We start from the raw sequence: 21907 nt of genomic DNA on the forward strand, positions 1-21907 counted from the left end.
CTTCGTTCTCCGGCGCGCCGGTGGCGCCTGCTTGACGCGCTCCGATCGGGCCCTTACTGTTGCCCAGCCTTACACAACTCTGAATCGCTTTCAAGGATATGAAAAAGCAATGACGCTTGACGGACTGCTCTTCTTCCCGGTCACACCATTCTCCGCCGACGGGGCGGTGGACACCGGCCGCCTGCAGGCCCACATCCGCGGCGGCGTGGAGCACGGCGCCGGCTGCGTCTTCGCCGGCTGCGGCACGGGCGAGTTCAACTCCCTGGATGCGGACGAGGTCGTCGTGGTGGCCCGGGCCGCCGTCGAGGCCGCCGCGGGGCGCGCGCCCGTCTACGTCGGAGTGGGCAGCGGCTCGTCGAGCTCGCCCCGCGTCCTCGGCGAGCTCGAGGCCGCCGGCGTCGACGGCCTCCTCCTGCTGCCGCCGTACCTGCTCGGCGGATCGCAGCGCGGCCTGGCCGACTACGTGACCAAGGTCGCCGCGTCCACGCGCCTCGACATCATCGTGTACCAGCGGGGCGAGATGGTCTTCGAGCCCGAGACCGTGCTCGAGCTCTCGCGCATCCCCAACATCGTGGGCCTCAAGGACGGCGTCGGCGACCTGGCCCGCGTGCAGGGCATCGTGTCCGCGATCCGCTCCTCCGGCGACACGGACTTCATGTTCTTCAACGGACTGCCGACCGCCGAGCTCACCATGCGCGCCTACAAGGCCACCGGCGTCCCGATGTACTCCTCCGCGGTCTTCGCCTTCGCGCCGGAGATCGCGCTGGCCTTCTACGACGCGCTGCACGCGGACGACCAGGAGCTGATCGAGTTCCTGCTCACCGAGTTCTACCTGCCCTTCACCGTCATCCGCGACCGGGGCAAGGGCTACCACGTCTCGCTCGTCAAGGCGGCCGCCACGGTCGGGTCCGAGCACATCGGCGGCGTCCGGCCGCCGCTCACCGAGCCCGCCGCCGCCGACCTCGACGACCTCTCCCGGCTCACCGAGCGCGTCCGCACCGCGCTCGAGGAGCGGGGCATCGTCCGCCGCCTGGCGGAGAAGGTCTGAGCACCGTCATGACCGGCTCGGCTCTGGCAATGAAGCCACGGCGTCGGCGCAGGATCCCGACGCCCTACCTGCTGATCGCGCCCGCGGTGGTGCTCATCGCGACGTTCATCGCGTACCCGGTCGGCACCGTCGGCTACTTCAGCCTCTTCCAGTACAGCGCGAGCAAGCCGTGGGCGACGAGGTTCATCGGCCTCGAGAACTTCCGCGTGATGCTGTTCGAGGACCCGCTGTTCTGGCGCACCCTCGGCATCACGACAGCCTGGGTCGTCGCGGAGGTCGCCCTCCAGCTCGTCTTCGGCCTCGCCCTCGCGCTGATCCTCAACCGGACCTTCCGCAACCGCGGCCTCGCCCGCGCCCTGATGTTCGCTCCCTGGGCCATCTCGGGCGTGCTCGCCACCCAGATCTGGCTGCTCATCTACAACCCGTCGACCGGCATCGCGGACGTGCTGAGCCAGCTCGGCTCGCCCACCCAGTTCGCGCCGCTCGCCTCCGCGGCGGGAGCGTTCTGGTCGGCGGTGATCGCCGAGGTCTGGCGCGGCATCCCGTTCTTCGCGATCCTCATCCTCGCCGACATGCAGTCCATCCCCACGGAGATGTACGAGGCGGCGGATGTCGACGGCGCGAGCAAGGTGCAGCAGTTCTTCTTCATCACGCTGCCCTACCTGCGCGACGCGATCATCATCACGACCCTCCTGCGGGCCGTGTGGGAGTTCAACAACGTCGACCTCATCTACACGCTGACGGGAGGCGGTCCCGCCGGCGCGACGACGACCCTCCCGCTGTACGTCGTCGAGGAGGCCGTCGGCTCCCGCAACTTCGGCTACGGATCCGCGCTCACCATCGCCGGCTTCGTCATCCTCCTCATCTTCAGCGTCCTCTACCTGCAGCTGGGCCGCGCCTCCCGACGGGAAGGAAAGTCATGAGCATCGCCGCCCGCCTGCAAGCGCCCGCGGTCGTCAACCGGGGCATCCGCGAGTCCGTCGGGTCGCGCGCGATCTCCCTCTGGATCCCGCTCGGGCTGTTCCTCAGCTTCACGCTGCTGCCCTTCTACTGGATGGTCGTCTACGCCTTCCGGGCGGAGGGGAGCACGCTGCCCCTGCCGTGGCCGCTCACCCTCGACCACCTGGCGACGGTGTGGAACGAGCTCAACTTCTCGACGTACTTCCTCAACAGCACGATCACGGCCGTCTTCACCCTGCTCTTCACGGTGGTGCTGTCGCTGCTCGCCGGGTACGCGATGTCGCGCTACGAGTTCAAGGGCAAGGCGCCGTTCATGCTCGTGCTGCTGGCGACGCAGTTCGTGCCCGGGGCGATGCTGCTCATCCCGCTGTTCATCATCTTCCGCCAGTTCGGCCTCATCGACTCGCTCGTCGCGCTGATCATCGCCGACACGGTGTTCCAGCTGCCGCTCTGCGCGATCCTCATGGCGAACTTCCTCCGCAACATCCCGATGGAGTTGGAGGAGGCGTCCTGGATCGACGGCTGCGGCCGGGTGCGCGGCTTCCTCGCCGTCGTGCTGCCGCTCCTGCGGCCCGCGATCGTCGCGGTCGGCTCGTTCGCGTTCATCGGCGCGTGGAACAACTTCCTGTTCGCGCTGATGTTCATCAACTCGAACGACCGGTTCACGCTCCCCGTCGGCCTCAACTCGACCATCGGCGAGTACTCGGCCGACTACGGAGCCCTCGCGGCCGGCGGCGTGGTCGCCGCCATCCCCGTGGTCATCGTCTTCGCGATCGTGCAGCGCTTCCTGGTCCAGGGCGTCAGCGCCGGCGCGGTCAAGGGCTGATCCGACTTCCCCTTCCCACCACCAACCCACCACCACTCAACGAGGAGACCCACACACATGAGGACGACACACCGCGCGCTCTACCGCGCCGGAGCCATCACGGCGGGACTCGGCCTGCTCGGCGGGCTCACCGCCTGCTCGGCCGGCGGTGAGCAGCAGGGCAGCCCGGACAACCCGGTCACCATCACTTTCTGGGACAACAACGCCGGGCCCGACCGCACCCCGCTGTACGAGGAGCTGATCGCGCAGTTCGAGGAGGAGAACCCCTCGATCAAGGTCGAGTACGTCGGCATCCCGGCGGCGGACGCCCCGCAGAAGTACGAGACCGCGGTCGCGGGCGGCTCGACGCCCGACGTCGGCATCGTCGTCGGCTGGATGGTCTCGAGCCTCGCCGCGCAGGGCGCGCTCGAGCCGATCGAGGAGCGCCTCGCGGACAGCGACGCGAAGATCGCGGAGGACGCCATCAAGGCCGCCAAGGGAGTCGCCTTCGACGGCGAGCTCTACATCGCCCCGATGACGAGCACGCCCGACACCCTCTGGTACCGCACCGACCTGTTCGAGGCCGCCGGCCTCGAGGCGCCGGAGACCTGGGACCAGTTCTACGAGGCGGCCGAGGCCCTCACCGACCCGGCGGCGGGCCAGTTCGGCTTCGCGATGCGCGGCGGCGCGGGCAGCGTCAACCAGCTCATCCCGGTCGCCTACTCGTGCAGCGGCATCGACGAGTTCTTCGAGGACGGCGAGACCACGCTCAACGACCCGAAGAACGTCGAGTGCATCCAGCGCTTCGCGGACATGTACAACGTCAACACCGCGCAGGCGGACGTCGGCTACGGCTACCAGGAGATGGTGACCGCGTTCGACGGCGGCTCGGCCGCGATGATGCAGCACAACCTCGGCTCCGCGCAGAACCACATCGACGCCTTCGGCGAGGGCGTCGTCGCGGGCCTGCCGATGCCGGCGGCGAAGACGGCGGGCGAGCGCACCATCATCGCCCCCACCCCCGAGGGACCCGCGATGTTCACGGGCAGCGACAACCCGGATGCGGCGTGGGCGTTCACCGAGTTCCTCGCCTCGCACGAGGCGAACAGCACCTGGAACGAGCGCACCGGCCAGACCCCGGCCAACGAGGACGCGCGCCAGGACGACTGGGTCAAGGAGAACGAGGCCCTCAACACGCAGATCGAGGCGCTCAGCGACCCCAAGTCGACCATCGTCACCTCGCCGCTCTACCTCCCGGACTGGAACGGCATCCTCGGTGAGATGGCCGCTCCCTTCCAGTCGGTCCTCCTGAAGGACATCACCGCTCAGGAGTTCATGGACCAGTGGGCGGAGAAGGTCAACACGGCCGAGGCCGAGTACCGCGAGCAGTTCGGCGACTGAGATCAGCGGCAGCACACTGACGGTCGTCGGCCAGGTCTTCCCGTGGGACCTGGCCGACGGCCCTGCCCGCGCCCGCACCTGGGCGCAGGCGGGCATCGACGAGCTCTCGATCGCCCTGCACTACCACGAGGTCCGCGCGATCCGCTGGCGTCCGGACGGGAGTCCGGAGCCGGTCGTCCAGCCCAGCGCGTACTACCTGCCGGGCGCCGGGGGCCGCTGGCCGGCGGGCCTCGAGCCGCACGCGCCGACCGGCTCCGCCGAGGTGGGCCTCACCGCCATCCGCAGCGCCCGGGCCGCCGGCCTCGAGCCGCGCGGCTGGATCATCCTCACCCACCTCGACGGCATGAGCGCCGACGAGCAGCGCTTCGCGGTGCGGGACGCCTGGGGCAGCCCCTCGCCGTTCGCCCTGTGCCCCTCGCATCCCGAGGTGCGCGCGTTCGGGCTGGAGCTGATCCGGCACACGCACCGCACAGCGGGCGTCACCGTCTTCCAGGTCGAGGCGCTGATGGGGCTCGGCTTCGAGCACCTCGTCGCGCACGACAAGGTGCCCTTCGCCTGGCTGGGCCGCCGGGCCGTCACCGCGCTGTCCCTCTGCTTCTGCACCGCCTGCACCGCCCGCGCCACCGAGGCGGGCATCGACCTGGCCGCGATCGCCGAGCGCGTCCGCTCCTCGGTCTCCGGGGATCCCGGGGCCGACGACCTCGACGACGACCTCCTGGTCGCGCGCGCCGTCCGGACCGGTACCGGCCACGCCTTCGCCGCCGAGATCGCGGCCCTCGGGAACGACCTCGGCCTCTCGATCTCGGTCGCGGGCACCACCGATCCCGCCGCCCTCGGCTCCTACGCGCCGCTCGTGCCCGCCCCGCCCGCGAACCTCACCCCGTACGCGTTCCTCTCCGCCGCGAGCGGACAGGGCTGGCGCGACGTCACCGAGTGGTCCGAGCGGCACGGCCGCCGGGTCGGCGGCGTCGTCGAGATGCTGCCCGCACAGCGGACCGTCGCCGAGGCGCTCGCCGCGGGCGGCGAGCCGGGCCCCGTGCTCGCGCTCCTCGACGACCTGTACCTCTACCACCTGGGCCAGCGCAGGCCCGACACCCTCGACCTCCTGCACGTCGACGACGTGCGGAGCGCGCACCGCCCCCGAAAGGACAACGCATGAGTTCCGCCGTCATCGAGACCGTGTCCATCACCGAGTTCGCCACCACCACGCGCAACTGGAAGGACTCGGAGGGACACGACCACGCGAGCGAGGAGCCGCGCCCGGCGACGGGCTCGATCCTCACGGTGACCGACTCGGACGGGGTCAGTGGAACCTGCCTGTTCGCCGGCGACTACCTCCGCCCGAACGTGATGGAGGAGTTCATCCGCCCGCTGCTGATCGGGCGCGACCCGATCCGCCGTGAGGCGATCTGGCACGACCTGTACCTCGCGCAGCGCGGCGCCTACGGCGTCCTGCACGACCGCGCGCTCTCGTTCGTCGACCAGGCGCTGTGGGACTACGCCGGTCACCGGTTCGGCCAGCCGACGTGGAAGCTGCTCGGCGGCTACCGCGACCGTGTGCCCGCCTACGCCAGCACGATGTGCGGCGACGACGTGCCGGGCGGCCTCGGCAGCCCCGAGGACTACGCCGCGTTCGCGGTGAAGCTCGTCGAGCGCGGCTTCACCGCGGTGAAGCTGCACACCTGGATGCCGCCGGTGTCCTTCGCGCCCGACGCGAAGCTCGACATCCGTGCCTGTGCCGCCGTCCGCGAGGCGGTCGGCCCCGACATCAAGCTGATGCTCGACAGCTACCATTGGTACAACCGCTCCGACGCGCTCTACCTCGCCAAGGAGCTCGAGAAGCTCGACTACCTCTGGATGGAGGAGCCGATGGACGAGTACTCGATGTCCTCCTACAAGTGGCTCGCGGACCAGACCAGCACCCTCATCGCCGGCCCCGAGAGCGTCGAGGGCAAGTTCCGGTCCCGCGCCGAATGGGCCGCGTCCGGCTCCGTCGACATCCTGCGCGTCGGCGTCCTCAGCGCCGGCGGCATCACGCCCGCCCTCAAGGTGTGCGCCCTCGCCGACGCGTTCGGCATGGACTGCGAGCTGCACGGCAGCGGGATGGCCTCCATCGCCGCGCTCGGCGCCGCACACAACGCGCGGTGGTACGAGACCTCCCTGCTGCACCCGCACATCGACTACGACGTGCCGCCGCCCCACCTGCAGCGCGTGCCGGACGCCATCGACCGCGACGGCTTCGTGATCTTCCCCGACGAGCCCGGGCTCGGCCAGGCGATCGACTTCGAGTACGTCGCCGCCAACACGACGGGAGTGCGGTGACCGGCACGGCGACGACACCCCAGGAGCTCGACGCCGCGCTCGACGCGGCGGTCGCGGCGTCGCGCCGGCTCTCGGCGCTCACCCTGCCGGAGCGCGGCGACCTGCTGAGGCGGATCGCGGACGCGCTCGAGGGCGCGCCGGACCTCGCCGAGACTGCGGCGGACGAGACCTCCCTCGCCGTCGAGCGGATGCGCGGCGAGCTCGCCCGCACCGTCGGCCAGTTCCGCCTCTACGCCGAGGTGATGGAGGAGGGCTCCTGGCTCGACGCGTCCATCACCCATGCCATCCCCGACGCGACGCCGCCGATCCCGGACCTGCGCCGCATCAACGTCCCGCTCGGCCCGGTGCTCGTCTTCGCCGCGAGCAACTTCCCGCTCGCCTTCGGCGTGCTCGGCACCGACACCGCCGCCGCGCTCGCCGTGGGCTGCGCCGTGGTGGCGAAGCCGCACCCGGGGCATCCGCGGCTCGGCGAGCGGCTCTCGGCGGTCGTCGGAGCCGCTCTCGAGGCGTCCGGGGCGCCGGAGGGCGTGTTCTCGCTCGTCGTCGGCGACGACCTCGCCGTCACGGCGCTGCGGGATGCGCGGATCGCCGCGGGTGCCTTCACCGGTTCCATCCGGGGCGGCACCGCCTTGCTCGAGGTCGCCGGCGACCGGCCGCGGCCGATCCCGTTCTACGCGGAGATGGGCAGCGTCAACCCGGTCGTCGTGACCGAGCAGGCGATCGCCGCGCGCAAGGATGAGATCCTCGACGGGTTCCTCGCGTCGCTCACGATCAACGTCGGGCAGCTCTGCACCAGCCCGGGCGTGCTGTTCGTGCCGGACGGCTCCGTCGTGCCCGCCGATCTGGCCGGCCGGATCGCGTCCGTCGGCGCCGCTCCGATGCTGACGCCCGCGATCGCGAGCGGCTTCCGGGCCGGGCAGGAGCGGCTGGCCGAGGCCGGCATCCTCGCCGCGGTGGGGGAGGAGTCCGCCGGGGAGGGGCTCGCCGCTCCGCGCCTCTGGTTCGGCACCGCCGCCTCCGCGCTCGAGCACCCCGAGGTGCTCGAGGAGGTCTTCGGTCCCTCCGCGGTCGTGCTCGGCTACCGGACCCTCGACGAGGTCCTCGCCGTGGTCGACGCCATGGACGGGCAGCTGACCGGCACCATCTGGGCCGAGGAGGGCGGCGTCCCCTCCGGCCTCGCCGCCGCGCTCACGGAGCGGTGCGGCCGCGTCCTGCTGAACGGCTGGCCGACCGGCGTCGCGGTCACCTGGTCGACCCACCACGGCGGACCGTGGCCGTCCGCCTCCTCCGCGAAGTTCGGGTCGGTGGGCGCCGAGTCGCTCGCGCGCTTCGTCCGCCCGGTCGCCTACCAGGGGTTCGCGGACGCGGACCTGCCGGAGCCCCTCCGCGACGAGACGACGTGGCGCATCCCGCGCCGCGTGGACGCCGCGATGACCCATGCGAAGGCGACCCTCGCCGGCTGACGGCTGACGGCTGGGCCTGTTGCGCGGATCAGGAGATCCGTCCCGCGAGGCGGCGTGTCGTCCTGAACCGGGTGCGAAACCGGCGGTTCTTCCTGAACCGCGTGAAATCTCCTGATCCGCGCAGATGGCGTGCGGGAGCGCGGCGGGGGCGCCGGCTCGAGCAGGTTGCGGGCGCGCGGGGAGGTCGCGGGGAACCTCCGGGGAGTCGTCCTACGATGGCGAGCATGTCCGACGAGTACCCGGCCGACAGTTCCGAGAAGAGCCTGGGCGAGGGCCCGCTGGTCGGCGTCGTGATGGGGTCGGACTCCGACTGGTCCGTCATGAGCGCCACCGCGGCCGTGCTCAGCGAGTTCGCGATCCCGCACGAGGTGGCCGTCGTCAGCGCCCACCGCACGCCGGGCCGCATGCTCGACTACGGGCGCAGCGCCTCCTCGCGGGGCATCCGCGTGATCATCGCGGGCGCCGGCGGGGCCGCCCACCTGCCCGGCATGCTGGCCAGCGTGACGACGCTGCCGGTGATCGGCGTGCCCGTGCCGCTCGCGAAGCTCGACGGGCTCGACTCGCTGCTCTCGATCGTGCAGATGCCGTCTGGCGTACCCGTCGCCACGGTGTCGATCGGCGGCGGCGCGAACGCCGGCCTGCTCGCCGCGAAGATCCTCGCCACCTCCGACGACGCGCTCACGGGCCGGCTGGAGGCGCACATGGCGAACCTGGCCGCGACCGTCGAGCAGAAGGACGCCGCGCTCCGCGCGAGCCTCACCACCCCCGACACCCCGTGACCAGAGCTCCCTCGGCGGCCTACGCGGGCGCCGCCCGCCCTGCCGCCGCGCCCGGACTCGGCGCGAGCAGCACCCTGCGCAACCCGTCGCCGGTCACGGCGCCGATCATGCAGCGCCGCGGCTGGTTCCTCGTCGTGATGAACCTGCTGATCCCCGGGTCGGCGCAGGTGCTCGCCGGCAGCCGCAAGCTCGGCCGGTTCGGGCTCGGCGCCACCCTCGTGCTCTGGGCGCTCGTCGCCCTCGCCGCGGTGCTGCTGGTCGCGAACCGGGGCATCCTGCTCGCGATCGTCACCAACCCCATCGGGCTGTGGGCGCTGCAGATCCTGCTCGTCGGCTACGCGGTGCTGTGGGTGATCCTCACGCTCGACACCCTGCGGCTGGTGCGCTTCGTGCGCGTCCGCGGCCTCGCCCGCCCGCTGATCGCCGCGTTCTCCATCATCACCCTCGTGGGGCTGACGAGCGCGGCCGGCTACGGCGCCGTCCTCGCGGGCGTCACCCGGCAGACGATCGGCGACGTGTTCAGCACCGCCCCGCCCGAGCCGCCCATCGACGGCCGCTACAACGTGATGCTCCTCGGCGGCGACGCCGGCCCCGACCGTGAGGGGATGCGCCCCGACAGCGTCTCCGTGATCAGCGTGGACGACTCCACCGGTGCGGTCGCGATGTTCGGCCTGCCCCGCGACCTGACGGAGATCCCGTTCTCGGAGGGGTCGCCGATGCTCGCGAATTACCCGAACGGCTACGGCTACCGCAACACCTGCAACGTCGACGTGTGCCAGCTCAACTCGATCTACACCGAGGTGACGCTGAAGAACCCGGACCTCTACCCGAACGCGGTCGAGGAGGGCAGCGAGCCCGGCATCGAGGCGATGCGGGACGCGGTCGAGGGCGCGCTCGGCATCCAGATCCAGTACTACGTGCTGATCGACATGCAGGGCTTCAGCGACTTGATCGACGCTCTCGGCGGCATCACGATCGACGTGAAGGAGCGGCTGCCGATCGGCAGCGGTGTCGACGAGAACGGCAACGAGGCGTACCTCGAGCCCGGCGTGCAGCACATGGACGGCAACCACGCCCTTTGGTACGCGCGCTCCCGCCACGGCACGAGCGACTACGACCGCATGGCGCGGCAGCGCGAGGTGCAGACCGCGATGATGCAGCAGCTGGATCCGGCGAACGTCCTCGTCCGCTTCGAGGACGTCGCCAAGGCCGGCTCGCAGGTGGTGAAGACCGACATCCCGCAGGGGACGCTCGGCCACTTCGTCGACCTCGCCCTCAAGGCGAAGGGCCAGCCGATCGCCGACGTCGAGTTCGTGCCGCCCCTCATCGACCCCGCGGCACCCGACTACGACGTCATCCGCGCCAAGGTTCAGGAGGCCGTCGCGCCCGCGCCCGCGGAGTGACCCCCTCACCACCGGACGTGGCGATGGCCGCCGCTGACCGATCGGTCCAGTAGCGTTCTCCCGTGCGCCCGGTCCTGCTGCTCCTCGTGGCGGCCGCGTTCACCCTCTCCGGATGCGCCTCCCCGGCCGCCACGGGCGCCACGATCGCGAGCCCGGCGCCCGTCCCCGCGGTGACGCCGGTGCCCGCGGCCACTCCCGTGAGCGGCACCGGGAATCCGGACGCGGAGCGCGTCGCCGTGGTGGGCGACTCGATCACCACCGTCTACAGCCCCGACTTCCCGCGCGGGCGCCTCGATCCCAGCTCCTGGGTGAACCGGATCCTCGACGAGGACCGCGTGTTCGCGGGCGGCTGGGCTGTGCGCGGCGCGAGCACCGAGGCGATGGCCGCCGCGGTGGTCCCGCTCGACGCCGACACCCTGATCCTGCTGGCCGGCACCAACGACCTGCGCCTCGGCGTCCCGTTCCGCGCGTCCGCCGCGAACCTCGCCGAGATCGCGAACACGGTCGGCGCGGAGCGGGTCGTGGTGTCCGCGATCCCGCCCTACGAGCGGATCCCCGGCGCGAGCGAGAAGTACAACGAGCGCCTCGAGGCGCTCGCCGCGGAGCGCGGCTGGGACTTCGTCGAGCCGGCTCGTGGGCTCGCCGAGGGCGGCCGGTTCCGAGCCGGCATGACCGACGACGGCGTGCATCCCACCGCCGAAGGCTCCCGCCTGCTCGGCGAGGCGATGCGCGAGGCCGTGTGGCCTGTCCTCGACGCCTTCGTGGACGCCGCCGCCTGACGTAGCCTCGGCTCGTGCGCCGTGCACTGGTCCCCGTCCTGGCGGTCCTGCTCGCCCTCGTGGGCTGCACGCCCGCGCCGCAGGGCCCGCTGCCGCGGCCCAGCTCGCCCGCGACCGCCCCGGAGGCGGTGCTCGTCGCGTTCGTCGGCGACTCCCTGACCGTCGGCTTCAGTCCCGACTTCTCCCGCGGCGACATCGACCCCGGCTCGTGGGTGAACGAGGTGCTCGACGACCGGTACCGGTTCGGCGGCGGCTGGGCGGTGTGGGGGGCCACCACCGATCAGATGCGGGAGGGCGTCTCGCCCCTCGACGCCGACGTGCTGGTGATCCTCGCCGGCACCAACGACGTCGCCCTCGGCATCCCGTTCGAGGAGACTGCGGGCAACATCGAGGCGATCGCCCGCACCGTCGGGTCTCCGCAGGTGGTCCTGTCGGCGATCCCGCCGCTCGACGGCCTGCCGGATGCGCCCGCCCGGTACAACGCGGCGCTCGAGCGCTTCGCGGCCGACCGGGGCTGGGCGTGGGTGCCGCCCGTGCGCGAGCTGGGCACGAGCGGGCGCTTCGCGGAGGGCATGACCCAGGACGGCGTGCACCTCACGCCCGAGGGGGCGGAGATCCTCGGCCGCGCCATCCGCGAGGTCGTCGTGGACGTCGCGCCCTGACTCGGAGGCGACCGGCGACGGCCCGGAGCCGCCGTCAGAGGTCGGCGTGCAGCTGCCAGACCTTCTCGGCCGAGTCGGTCCAGCTGAACGCCTTCGCCCGGTCGAAGCCGCGCACCCGCAGGCGGTCGAGCAGGGCCACGTCGGTGAGCGTCGTCACGATCGCGTCCGCCAGCCGGTCCGCGTACGCGGCGCCCGGCTCGCGAGCGACGACCACGCCGGCGCCGTCCGACACCTCGACGAGTGCGGGCGCATCCGAATGGATCACCGGCGTGCCGAGGGCGAATGCCTCGAGCAGGCTGAGGCCGAAGCCCTCGGCCGCGCTCGGCAGCACGAACGCCGCCGCGCCGCGGATCACGACCGCGAGCTCGTCGTCGGTGAGGTCCTCGAGCAGGTGCAGCCGAGTGGTGCCGAGCCCGGACTGCTCGAGCAGGGCGTCGAGCCCAGCGGTGCGCACGCCGACGAGCACGAGCGGGACGTCGGGCACGCCGGGCAGCGCGAGCGCCTCCAGCAGGGCCGCCAGCCGCTTGCGGGGGTGCGCGGAGGCCATGGCCACCAGGTAGGCGCGGGGCAGGCCGAGCCGGGCCGCGACGCCGTCCGGGTCGGCGGGGAGCCGGAGCGACGGTGCGCCGCCGATCACGCGGATCCGGTCGCCGAAGTCGAGGTGCTCCGCGAGCTCGGCCGCGACCGCATGAGTGGGCACCACGACGGCGTCGGCGTGCTTCCGCGCCCGCTTCGCCATCGCCCGCGTCCATCCCGCGCGCTCGTCGGCGGTGTCCGGGTTCCACGCCGTCGCGTCGTGGATGGTGACGGTCACCTGGTCCTCCGGCCGCTGAGCGCGGTCGTGGCCGCGCAGCGGGGCGAGCAGGGTGGGGGAGTGCACCATGCCGTGCACCGGCACCGTCGTCACCCCGTGCTGCCAGGCGGCGTAGAGCTCCCGGCGTCCGAGGGCCGTCTTGTGCAGTCCGGCGAGGCCGGGGATCCGTTCGTGCAGCTGGGCGACCTCGCCGTCGGAGGCGGCGGCGGCGATGCCTTCGACGTCGCAGTCGCGCGGCGCGGTGGCGACGAGCCCCCGGGTCAGCTCCTCGGCGTAGCGGGCGACTCCGCGTGGGCGCGCCTCGACGACGCTGTCGACGATCACGCGGAGGGTCACCATGGCGGGAGGGCGGCCGCTACTGGGCGCGCATCGCGGCGACGGCCTCGTGCGATTCGCCGTCGAACACGACCTTGCCCTTCGTGATGAGGATGCCGCGCTCGCACAGGTCGGCGACCATGTTGAGGTCGTGGCTGACGACGACGAGCGTCTTGCCGGCGGCGGAGAGCTCGCGGATCTTCGCGACGCACTTGCGCTGGAAGGGCTCGTCGCCGACGGAGAGGATCTCGTCGACGAGCAGGATGTCGACCTCGGTGTGGATCGCGACCGAGAACGCGAGGCGCAGGAACATGCCCGAGGAGTAGTGCTTCACCTCGGTGTCGATGAACTGCTCGATCTCGCTGAACGCGACGATCTCGTCGAAGCGCTCGTCGATCTCCTTCTGGGTCATCCCGAGGATGGCGGCGTTCAGGTAGATGTTCTCCCGGCCGGAGAGGTCGGGGTGGAACCCGGCGCCCACCTCGATGAGGCCGGCCACGCGACCGCGCGTGAGCACCTCGCCCCGGTCGGGGCGGTACACGCCCGAGATGAGCTTCAGCAGCGTCGACTTGCCCGACCCGTTGAAGCCGAGCAGAGCCACCGACTCGCCCTCGTTGATGACGAAGTCGACGCCGTCGAGCGCCTCGAAGGTGCTCGCGATCTTCTTCCGCCGGATGGCGGCGATGAAGGTCTCCTTGAGGGAGTGCGTGTGCCGCAGCAGGAAGCGCTTTCCGACGCCGCGCACGATGATCGAGGCGCGGTCGGTCAGCACGGGATCAGAGGTCTTGGGCAAAGCGGGGCTCCAGCTTGCGGAACACGAACTGGCCGATCAGCAGGGTGAGCGCGGCGAGTCCGAAGGCGGCGAGGCCGTAGTAGGCCAGGTTCGGCGGGAGGTCGACGGCGCCCTCGGTGGTGGGGTGCCAGAAGCCGGCGTGGAAGAGCTCGACTGCGGCCGTCATCGGGTTGAGCTGGTACAGGACGAGCATCCAGTCGGGCAGGATGTCGCGGACCATCGTCCACTGGTAGAGCACGGGGGAGACCCACGTGGCGACGAGGATGATCAGTTCGACGAAGTTCTGGGCGTCGCGGAACGACACGTTGACCGAGCCGAACAGCATGCCGAGGCCGATCGCGAAGCAGACGATGATCGCCATGCCGAGCAGGATCGCGAGGATGTCGAACACCGTCGGGCGCCAGCCGACGAACAGGCAGACGACGAGCAGCACGAGCGCCTGCGGCAGGAAGTTGACGAACGCGACCAGCGTCGAGGCGACCGGGAACAGCTCGCGCGGCAGGTAGATCTTCTTGATGAGCGCGGCGTTGTCGACCAGCGACTTCGTCGCGTTGGAGAACGCCTCGCTGAAGAGGTTGATGGTGATGAGGCCCGAGAAGAGGTAGATCGGGTAGTTCTCGATCGACCCGTTGAGGCGCAGGAAGACGCCGAGCGCGAGGAAGAAGACGAGGAACTGGGTGACCGGCTTGACGTACGACCAGAGCCAGCCGAGCGCGGAGCCGCGGTAGCGGACCTGCACCTCCTTGCGCACGAGGAGCGTCAGCAGGTACCGGCGCCGGAAGACGTCGATCAGTCCGGCCCCGCGGCCCGGTCGCGTGAATTCGCGCAGATCGGGTCGGGACACGAGTTCGGTCACGAGATGGGTTTCCCCCGTCGATGCTGAGTCGGCCGCGAGCGCGGCGCTTCGATTGTAGACACAGCCCCTCGCGGGGCCCGTCAGGCGCAGGCGGTGATCCGGTGGAGGGCCGCGTCGCCGACGCGCGCCACCTCGTCGCCGATCGCCGCGGGGTCGGTGCGGTCGATCGCGGCGAAGAACCCCGCCTGCGGGTCGCCGTTCCAGAGCAGTCCGGGGGCGGTCAGGAGGTACTCCGCGCCGAGGCGCTCGAGCGCGGCGCACACCTCGGGATCGTCCCGCAGCAGGTCGAGCCGCTGCGCGACCGTCCAGCGGTCCGGATCCCAGTCACCGGTGAGGTGCGGATAGAGGGACTCGCGTCCGCCGACCGCCCAGGTGAGCGTCGAGCCGTTCCAGGGGTTCCCCACGATCACCGCGTCCTCGGGCACCAGCTCCGGCAGCCGCTCGAGGAGCTCGAGCTCGTCCGCGTTGAGCAGCGCGCCCTGCTTCTCGCCGGCGGGCACCGCGTACACGGTGCCGATCGCGGCGCGGGTCTGCGCGAGGCTCGGCCCGAGCCAGGCGGAGGCGAGCACCGCCGCGGCGAGGGCGGCGACCCCGGCCCCGACCAGGATCCGGCGCCCACCAGCGCGACGGAGGGCCGTCCGCGCGAGGAGCGCCAGCGCTCCCGCGGCAAGGGGCGCGGCGATCACCGGCAGCAGCGTGATCAGCCGGTACTTGTCCTTGTACCAGAGGCCGGTCGCGAGCTTCGCGAAGTCGGAGTTGGACCCGGCGGCGAGGCAGTAGAGCACGACGGCGAGCAGCCAGGCGATCGCCGCCCAGCGCCACTCCGGCCGCACCGCGGCGGTGACGAGGGCGCCGAGCACGACGGCGCTGAGCAGCCACGCCGGCGCCACCGGTACCTCGGCGGGCGACACGATCGGGGCGCCGAGCAGCGCCTGCACGAGCGACTCGCCCATCCCCTGGCGGGCGGTGGCGGGGCCGCCGTTGAGGTGGTCGGCGATCGGGCGGTTAGCGACGTCGAAGGTCCGGTAGACGTAGAGCCAGCCCGCGACGCCCACGACGACGGCAGCGGCGAGCAGGCCGCCGCCGACGAGCAGGACGCGGCGCCGCCCGCGGGGCGAAGCCCAGTGCGCGGCGACGACACGAGCGGCCCACCAGGCGGCGAGCGGCAGCGCGAGCACCACGAGCCCGAAGAGGGACCGCGGGTGGGCGAGGCCGGCGGCGGCGAGCCAGAGCAGGGCGGATCCCCAGAGCGGCAGCGCCGGCATCCGCTGCGCCGCGGGGGTCAGGCCGAGGACCTGCAGCACGAGCGCGAGCCCCGCGGGCAGCAGGGCGTACGCGAGGCCCGTGGGGAAGAGGGTGCCCCAGTCGAGCAGCAGGTAGGGCGCCGCGGCGGCGAAGGCCGTCGCGAGCGGGGCGGCGAGGAGGGCGGTGAGCGTGCGGCCCGCCTGCCCGAATGCGGTGGCCGCCAGGTACACGACGCCCGGGATCCAGACGGCGCCGGTGACCGCGATCCAGGCGGCGTTCGTCGCGAGCGGGATGGCGGCGCCGCTCAGCTGCACGGTCGCGGCGACGAGGTCGTGCCAGGCGGCGGGGTAGAACTCGATCGGGTCGTCGCCCGGATGCGCCATCCGGTACAGGTTCACCGACGACCCGTTGCCGCTGTCGAGGATGTACGCGACCGCGTTGAGGTGGAAGACGCCGTCGTAGGTGGAGTTGACGGCGTCGAGGGCGGTGCCCCCGAACGCGAGGAGCGCAGCGACGACGGCCGAGGCGACGATCGCCGCCACGACCGGGAGGTCGGCCCGGCCGAGCGGTGCGGCGAGGCGTCCCCGGCGCGCCGCCATCGCCGCGGCCAGGGCGAGCACCGCGAGCAGGGGACCGTGCCACCACGCGAAGCGGACGCCGGCGAGCGGCAGCACGACCGCGAGGGAAGCGTGCAGCGCAACCCCGATGGGGCCCGCGAACGCGACGAGGGCGAGACCGCGCAGGCCGAGCGCGATGCCGCCCGCGGCGCCGGGGAGCAGCAGGAGGAGCAGGGCCGCGCCGATCGCGGCGAGGTCCGCGGTCATCGTCGGGGGCTCCCGGCGGGGGCGTGTCGGTTCAGGTCTGCTCCGGAATCTCGGGCGGCTCGCACCACCATAACCGGCGGTCGCTGTCCGTCCCCGGGGGCGAGCCGCAGGCGGCGCGGTCCGGTCGCAAGTACGCTGGGGTGTCGTTGTTGCCGATGTGCAGGGGTGTCCGCCGCCCCGCTCGCGGATGGGGTCGAGGTGAGTCCGAGCACTGGCAGACCCGTTGTGGTCGCCGTCGTCGTGTCGTTCAATCGTCGCGATCTGCTGCGTGAGGCGCTCGTCGCCCTCGGCGCGCAGACCCGGCCGCCGGACGCGCTCGTCGTCATCGACAACGGGTCGACCGACGGGTCCCCGAATGTGGTGCGCGAGGTCGCGCCGCACGCCGACCTCGTCGAGACGGGCGTCAACACGGGGGGCGCGGGCGGCTTCGCCCTCGGCATGGAGCGCGCCGTGCAGGCGCACGACGCCGACCTCGTCTGGGTGATGGACGACGACACCGTGCCCGAGCCCACTGCGCTCGCCGAGCTCCTGCGCGGGCGGGACGCGGCCCCGGACGCCGCGATGTTCGCCTCGCGCCCGGTCTGGACGGACGGACGACCGCACCCGATGAACGTGCCGCGGCACCGCCCGCACTGGGCCCGGTCCCGCGGCCTCGGGCAGCTGCCCGCCGGGATGGTGCCCATCCGGACCGCGTCGTTCGTGTCGCTGCTCGTGCGGGCCGACCGCATCCGGCAGCGCGGGCTGCCGGTCGCGTCCTACTTCATCTGGAACGACGACTTCGAGTTCAGCGCCCGGATGGCGCGCGGCGGCTACGGCATCCTGTGCCCGGACAGCGTCGTCGTGCACAAGACGAAGGCGCTCGCCTCGAGTGACCTCGACCCGGGCGAGCGGTTCTTCTACGAGGTGCGCAACAAGCTCTGGACGTTCCGCTTCTCGCGGTGCCTCGCGCCGGGGGAGCGCCTCCTCTACATCGCGGCCACGCTGCGCCGCTGGCTGCGCACCTTCCTGCGCTCCGAGGACCGCGGGGTGCTCTGGCGTGGCCTCCGCGCCGGCGTGCCCGCGGGGCTGCGGCGGCCGCCCGCCAACGATGCGTACTTCCGGAAGCTGGGCGTGCGCGAGGCCGGGACGGCCGCGTGACCGTCCCGTTCTCGGTGCTGCTGCCCGTCTATCGGGGCGACCGCGCGGAGCGGTTCCGGGCTGCGTTCGCGAGCACGGCGCTGCAGCAGACCCTCCCGCCCGACGAGGTGATCATCGTCCGCGACGGCCCCGTCGGCCCCGAGCTCGCGGCCGCCCTCGACGAGGTGCGGGCCACCGCGTCGCCCCGGGTCGTGGTCGTCGAGCTCGCCCGGAACGTCGGCCTCGCCGCCGCGCTGTCGGCGGGGCTCGCCGCGTGCGGCAACGATGTGGTCGCGCGGATGGACGCCGACGACGAGTCCCTGCCGAACCGCTTCGAGCGGCAGATCGCCGAGCTCGAGCGGCGGGGCCTCGACCTCCTCGGCGGCGGGATGTTCGAGGTCGCGGGCGAGGACTCGCACGTGGTCGGCCGGCGGATCCCGCCCGTCGGGCACGACGAGATCACCCGGGTCTCCTCGCTGCGGAGCCCGTTCAACCATCCGACGATCGTGTTCCGCAAGGCCGCCGTCGAGGCGGTCGGCGGGTACGTCGAGGCCGGGAGGATGGAGGACTACTGGCTGTTCGCGCGGCTGCTCCACTCGGGGGCCGCGGTGGACAACCTCGCCGAGCCGGTCCTGCGCTACCGGGTGGACGAGGGCGCCTACGAGCGCCGGGGCGGCATCGAGCAGTTCCGCACGGAGCTCGGCCTGCAGCGCATGCTGCGCGCCGAGGGCTACCTCACCACGCCCCAGTTCGTGCGCAACGTGGTGGTGCGCGGCACCTACCGCCTGCTGCCGCCCGGCATGCGCCGCCCGCTCTACCGCAGGTGGGCCGTGACGCCCTCCTCCGGCGAGGTCGCCACACCCAGTTCAGGGGACGTCCCCGGCCGGGACGTGGGTTAGTCTTTCCTGCGGCAGGGGCGGCCGAGCACTCAGGATGCGACGGCCAGACCGAGGCGGACGCCCGGGCCCACGCGACGGAACAAGAACAACGCATTCGGAATCGGTCGTCGCCGGCTGTCCCGCCTCCGCGGGTTGTCGGCATGCCCGGCCGCAGGAGGAAGGGGTGGCTCCGTTGACCCAGAGCACCGACCGTCGAGCCGTGCCCGCTGAGGCACCCGGCTCGGCAGCCGCGAAGCCGTCGACCGGAGCAGCGCTCAAGGGACTCGTCCGGGGCATCCGCCCGCGCCAGTGGGTGAAGAACGTCCTCGTCCTCATCTCGCCGATCGTCGCGGGCGCCATCTTCGACCCCGAGGTCTGGCCGGCCGTGATCGTCGCGTTCGTGGCGTTCAGCATGGCGTCGTCGGCGACCTACCTCTTCAACGACATCCTCGACATCGAGGCGGACCGCCGGCACCCGAAGAAGCGCCACCGGCCGCTCGCGTCGGGCGTCCTGCCCGTGTGGGTCGCCGCCGCGGCGGCCGTCGCGCTCGCGCTCGGCGCGCTGGCCCTATGCCTGATCACGGGCGAGCTCGGCCTCCTCGTCGTCCTCGGCGTCTACGTCGTGCTGCAGATCTGCTACTGCATCTGGCTGAAGCACGAGGTGCTGCTCGACATCGTCCTCATCTCGAGCGGCTTCCTGCTCCGCGCCGTCGCGGGCGGCGTCGCCACCGACGTCGGCCTCTCCCAGTGGTTCCTCCTCGTCGCCGGCTTCGGCTCGCTCCTGATGGCCGCGGGCAAGCGCTACAGCGAGCTCGTGCTCCTGGAGAGCGCCGATCCGGCCACCGTCGGCTCGACCCGACCCGTGCTGCGCAAGTACACCGGCACCTACCTGCGCCTGCTCGTCACCGTCAGCACCGGCCTGCTCATCGCCTTCTACTCGCTGTGGGCGTTCGAGATGGCGCAGATGCCGGGACGCGGCGGCCTGTGGGCTCCGCTGTCCATCGTGCCGTTCGTGCTCGCGTCCCTGCGCTACGTGTTCGAGATCGACCGCGGCGAGGCGGGCAGCCCCGAGTCGGTCGCCTTCAAGGATCACGCGCTCCAGGTGATGGCGCTCGCCTGGCTCGGCGTCATCGGGTGGGGGATCTACCTCTCGTGAGCGTCGCCGCCACCGAGGCCGAAGCGCCGGTCGCGGCGGAGCCGGCGCTGCGCCGTCCCCGCCGCGCGCACCGCGGGGGGATCGCCCTCGACCTCGCGATCCTCGTGGCGTTCGCGGTCGCCGTGGTCGGCCTCTACGTGTGGCGCAAGGGCGGCTTCTTCCTCATCGACGACGCCCAGAACGAGTTCCTGCCCTACCTGACCGAGATGGGGCGGCAGTGGCTGAGCGGGCACGTGCCCGTCATGACGAGCGACACCATCTTCGGCGGCAACTACTTCATCGCCCTCGAGCGCGCGGTCTTCTCGCCGCAGATCGTCGTCTTCTCGATCATCGCCGCCCTCGTGCCGAACCACCTCCTCGTGGCGACGGCCTTCGCGGGCGCCAGCATCCTCCTCGCCGCGATCGGCGGCTGGCTGATCGGCCGGGTCCTGCAGCTCGGCAGGGTCTACTCCCTCCTGCTCGGCGGCACCGTCGCCACCGTGCCCGTGTTCCTCTTCATGTACACCGCGAGCTGGTGGAACGGCGCGGCCGGCAGCGTCGCCCTCGTCTTCGCGATCGCGGCCCTCCTCCGTGCGATCCGCGTGCCCAGCCTCGGCTCCTCCCTGCTTCTGGGCCTCGCGACGCTGGTCGTCCTCGTCTCCGGCTGGCCGCACGCGCTGATCGGGCTGCTCGCGGTCGGCGCCTGCCTCCTCGTCGCCACCGCCGTCGTGCCCGAGGGATGGCGCAACGTCCTCCGCGACGGCGCGTGGAAGCGGCTCCTCGTCAGCTGGCTGCCCGTGCTCGTGCCCATGGCGGTCGCCGCGATCGTCTCGGTGCCGGTCTACGCCGAGTTCGTCATCCAGGGCAAGCTTCTCTTCCGGTTCAACCAGATCTCGAACGAGGGCGCGTTCTGCGTGCCCGGCCTGGATCAGGCGCTCGCCGTGATGAACCCGGTCGCCTCGACGTACTGGAACTGCTGGGGCGGCTACACCAACTGGCCCTTCCCCATCGGCTTCGTCTCGATCCTCGCAACTCTCGCCCTCGTGTTCCACGTGCCCCGGCGCGGGGACCGGATCGCGGGCGGCCTGATCGCCTCCGCACTCGTCCTGTTCCTGCTCACCCAGCTCCCGAGCGTCTTCCTCTCGACGCGCTACCCGTTCCGGTTCCTGCCGATCCTCGGCGTCGTGCTCGCGGTGCTCCTCTTCCACCTGCTCCGCCACGGCATCCGGCGGGTCACGCGGACGCGGGTCGTGGTCGCTCTCCTGCTGACGGCGGCCGCGGCCTACGTCGGCGTCACGCACGACGTCGACCCGGGCTGGGGCGACGCGGTCGAGGCGGTGGTGTTCGTGGCTCTCACGGTGGCCGGCATCGCGGTGCTGCTGCGGCGGTGGGAGCGGTTCCGCCCCGCCGTGTTCAGCCTGCTCGCCCTCGCCGGCGTCGTGCTCGTCGCGCTGCAGGGCCAGGGGCTCGGCACCCGGTACCTCTACGACGACCGGCCGCAGAGCGAGGTGAACCTCAGCGCGGAGCAGCGGGAGCAGATCGACGCGGGCTTCGTCGCCGTGGCGCAGATGCCGAACGACATCTCGTCGTCGGCGGGCAGCGCGCGCTCGCTCCTCCTCGGCTGGCGGTCGTTCAACGGCTACGACCCGGTCGGGCAGCGCGCCTTCATGGAGCGCTTCGGCAATCACGCCCCGCAGGGCTTCTACGACGCAGGCCTGGTCACCGCCCTCGGCGAGCCGGCGCAGGTCGGCGCGGACGGCGTCTGCGACTTCGAGGTCTACGGCGTGCGGTCCGTCATCGCGCAGGCCGACCTCGACGGCGAGGGGATCAGCGCCCTCGAGCGCTGCGGCTTCACCCTCGAGAGCACCGTCGGGAACTCGTCCTTCTGGGTCTCCTCCGCGAAGCCCGTCGGCGCCACGCTCAGCTACGCCGACCCCGGCATCGAGTACGCCGACGACGTGAACGCCGACCAGCGGCACGAGAGCGCCGAGATCACGGCGAACTCCAACGGCGGCGACGTCGTCTTCGCCCGCCTGTGGTGGCCGGGCTACACCGCCACCCTCGACGGCGAGCCGGTTCCCGTGACCGCCTACGACGGCATCCTCGCGGCGGTCGAACTGCCTGCCGGTGCCACCGGGACGCTGGAGCTCAGCTACACGCCGACCTCCTGGCGCTGGGCGATCCCGGTGTCCGTGCTCGGGGTGCTGCTCGGCGCGGGTGCCCTGATCTGGGGGTACGCGCGGCGGCGGAAAGAGGCGCGGCGACCTAGTTAGGGGGCGCGAAGCCTGCCTATAGTCAGGCTTTACACG

At 72.1% G+C, this 21907-nt stretch carries 19 protein-coding genes; 15 read left to right on the top strand and 4 right to left on the bottom strand.

Annotated elements, in window-relative coordinates; genetic code table 11:
• Positions 1-109 precede the first annotated feature (109 nt).
• The 11 genes from J3P36_RS14720 (at position 110) to J3P36_RS14770 (ending at position 11622) form a co-directional block, all read left to right on the top strand.
• Positions 110-1048, top strand: coding sequence for a 5-dehydro-4-deoxyglucarate dehydratase (locus J3P36_RS14720; protein ID WP_210508992.1), 939 nt, complete (start codon positions 110-112; stop codon positions 1046-1048).
• Positions 1049-1077: 29 nt separating this feature from the next.
• Positions 1078-1971, top strand: coding sequence for a carbohydrate ABC transporter permease (locus J3P36_RS14725; RefSeq protein WP_210508993.1), 894 nt, complete (start codon positions 1078-1080; stop codon positions 1969-1971).
• Positions 1968-2834, top strand: coding sequence for a carbohydrate ABC transporter permease (locus J3P36_RS14730; protein ID WP_210508994.1), 867 nt, complete (start codon positions 1968-1970; stop codon positions 2832-2834). Before J3P36_RS14725 ends, J3P36_RS14730 begins: the two co-directional genes overlap by 4 nt.
• 57 nt (positions 2835-2891) lie before the next feature.
• Positions 2892-4214 carry a sugar ABC transporter substrate-binding protein gene (locus J3P36_RS14735; RefSeq protein WP_210508995.1) on the top strand — a complete coding sequence of 441 codons (1323 nt, stop codon included), beginning with the start codon at positions 2892-2894 and terminating at the stop codon, positions 4212-4214.
• A gap of 262 nt (positions 4215-4476) precedes the next feature.
• Positions 4477-5373, top strand: coding sequence for a hypothetical protein (locus J3P36_RS14740; RefSeq protein WP_210508996.1), 897 nt, complete (start codon positions 4477-4479; stop codon positions 5371-5373).
• A complete protein-coding gene (locus J3P36_RS14745; RefSeq protein ID WP_210508997.1) occupies positions 5370-6536 on the top strand; it encodes an enolase C-terminal domain-like protein in 1167 nt (388 codons plus the stop codon). Before J3P36_RS14740 ends, J3P36_RS14745 begins: the two co-directional genes overlap by 4 nt.
• On the top strand, positions 6533-7999 hold the full coding sequence (locus J3P36_RS14750; RefSeq protein WP_210508998.1) for an aldehyde dehydrogenase family protein: 1467 nt from the start codon (positions 6533-6535) through the stop codon (positions 7997-7999). Before J3P36_RS14745 ends, J3P36_RS14750 begins: the two co-directional genes overlap by 4 nt.
• Before the next feature lie 224 nt (positions 8000-8223).
• Positions 8224-8778, top strand: a complete 555-nt coding sequence (gene purE, locus J3P36_RS14755; protein WP_210508999.1) for a 5-(carboxyamino)imidazole ribonucleotide mutase — start codon at positions 8224-8226, stop codon at positions 8776-8778.
• The gene (locus J3P36_RS14760) at positions 8775-10181 is read left to right on the top strand and encodes an LCP family protein (RefSeq protein ID WP_307807119.1); all 1407 of its coding nucleotides are present in this window, start codon (positions 8775-8777) and stop codon (positions 10179-10181) included. Before purE ends, J3P36_RS14760 begins: the two co-directional genes overlap by 4 nt.
• Before the next feature lie 62 nt (positions 10182-10243).
• Positions 10244-10960, top strand: a complete 717-nt coding sequence (locus tag J3P36_RS14765) for an SGNH/GDSL hydrolase family protein (protein WP_210509000.1) — start codon at positions 10244-10246, stop codon at positions 10958-10960.
• Between the two features lie 14 nt (positions 10961-10974).
• Positions 10975-11622 carry a GDSL-type esterase/lipase family protein gene (locus J3P36_RS14770; protein ID WP_210509001.1) on the top strand — a complete coding sequence of 216 codons (648 nt, stop codon included), beginning with the start codon at positions 10975-10977 and terminating at the stop codon, positions 11620-11622.
• A gap of 34 nt (positions 11623-11656) precedes the next feature.
• On the opposite strand, the gene J3P36_RS14775 is transcribed toward J3P36_RS14770, so the two are convergent.
• The 4 genes from J3P36_RS14775 to J3P36_RS14790 all read right to left on the bottom strand — a co-directional run bounded on the left by J3P36_RS14775 (position 11657) and on the right by J3P36_RS14790 (position 16469).
• Positions 11657-12775: a glycosyltransferase family 1 protein gene (locus J3P36_RS14775; protein ID WP_210509002.1), complete on the bottom strand. Its 1119-nt coding sequence runs from the start codon at positions 12773-12775 to the stop codon at positions 11657-11659.
• Between the two features lie 16 nt (positions 12776-12791).
• Positions 12792-13544 carry an ABC transporter ATP-binding protein gene (locus J3P36_RS14780; protein ID WP_210509003.1) on the bottom strand — a complete coding sequence of 251 codons (753 nt, stop codon included), beginning with the start codon at positions 13542-13544 and terminating at the stop codon, positions 12792-12794.
• A complete protein-coding gene (locus J3P36_RS14785) occupies positions 13528-14400 on the bottom strand; it encodes an ABC transporter permease (RefSeq protein ID WP_307807120.1) in 873 nt (290 codons plus the stop codon). Before J3P36_RS14785 ends, J3P36_RS14780 begins: the two co-directional genes overlap by 17 nt.
• Positions 14401-14480: 80 nt before the next feature.
• Positions 14481-16469: a DUF6541 family protein gene (locus J3P36_RS14790; protein ID WP_246854828.1), complete on the bottom strand. Its 1989-nt coding sequence runs from the start codon at positions 16467-16469 to the stop codon at positions 14481-14483.
• Between the two features lie 198 nt (positions 16470-16667).
• On the opposite strand from J3P36_RS14790, the gene J3P36_RS16450 reads away from it, so the two are divergent.
• From J3P36_RS16450 to J3P36_RS14810, 4 genes are all read left to right on the top strand, one after another.
• A complete protein-coding gene (locus J3P36_RS16450; protein WP_307807121.1) occupies positions 16668-17606 on the top strand; it encodes a glycosyltransferase in 939 nt (312 codons plus the stop codon).
• Positions 17603-18484 (top strand): glycosyltransferase, encoded by an 882-nt coding sequence (locus J3P36_RS14800; RefSeq protein WP_210509006.1) that lies wholly within the window; start codon positions 17603-17605, stop codon positions 18482-18484. The genes J3P36_RS16450 and J3P36_RS14800 overlap by 4 nt, the downstream gene beginning before the upstream one ends.
• A 172-nt stretch (positions 18485-18656) precedes the next feature.
• Positions 18657-19619: a decaprenyl-phosphate phosphoribosyltransferase gene (locus tag J3P36_RS14805; RefSeq protein ID WP_246854829.1), complete on the top strand. Its 963-nt coding sequence runs from the start codon at positions 18657-18659 to the stop codon at positions 19617-19619.
• The gene (locus tag J3P36_RS14810; protein WP_210509008.1) at positions 19616-21871 is read left to right on the top strand and encodes a hypothetical protein; all 2256 of its coding nucleotides are present in this window, start codon (positions 19616-19618) and stop codon (positions 21869-21871) included. Before J3P36_RS14805 ends, J3P36_RS14810 begins: the two co-directional genes overlap by 4 nt.
• Positions 21872-21907 lie beyond the last annotated feature (36 nt).

It is taken from the genome of Naasia sp. SYSU D00057, assembly GCF_017916505.1.
GTDB lineage: Bacteria > Actinomycetota > Actinomycetes > Actinomycetales > Microbacteriaceae > Naasia.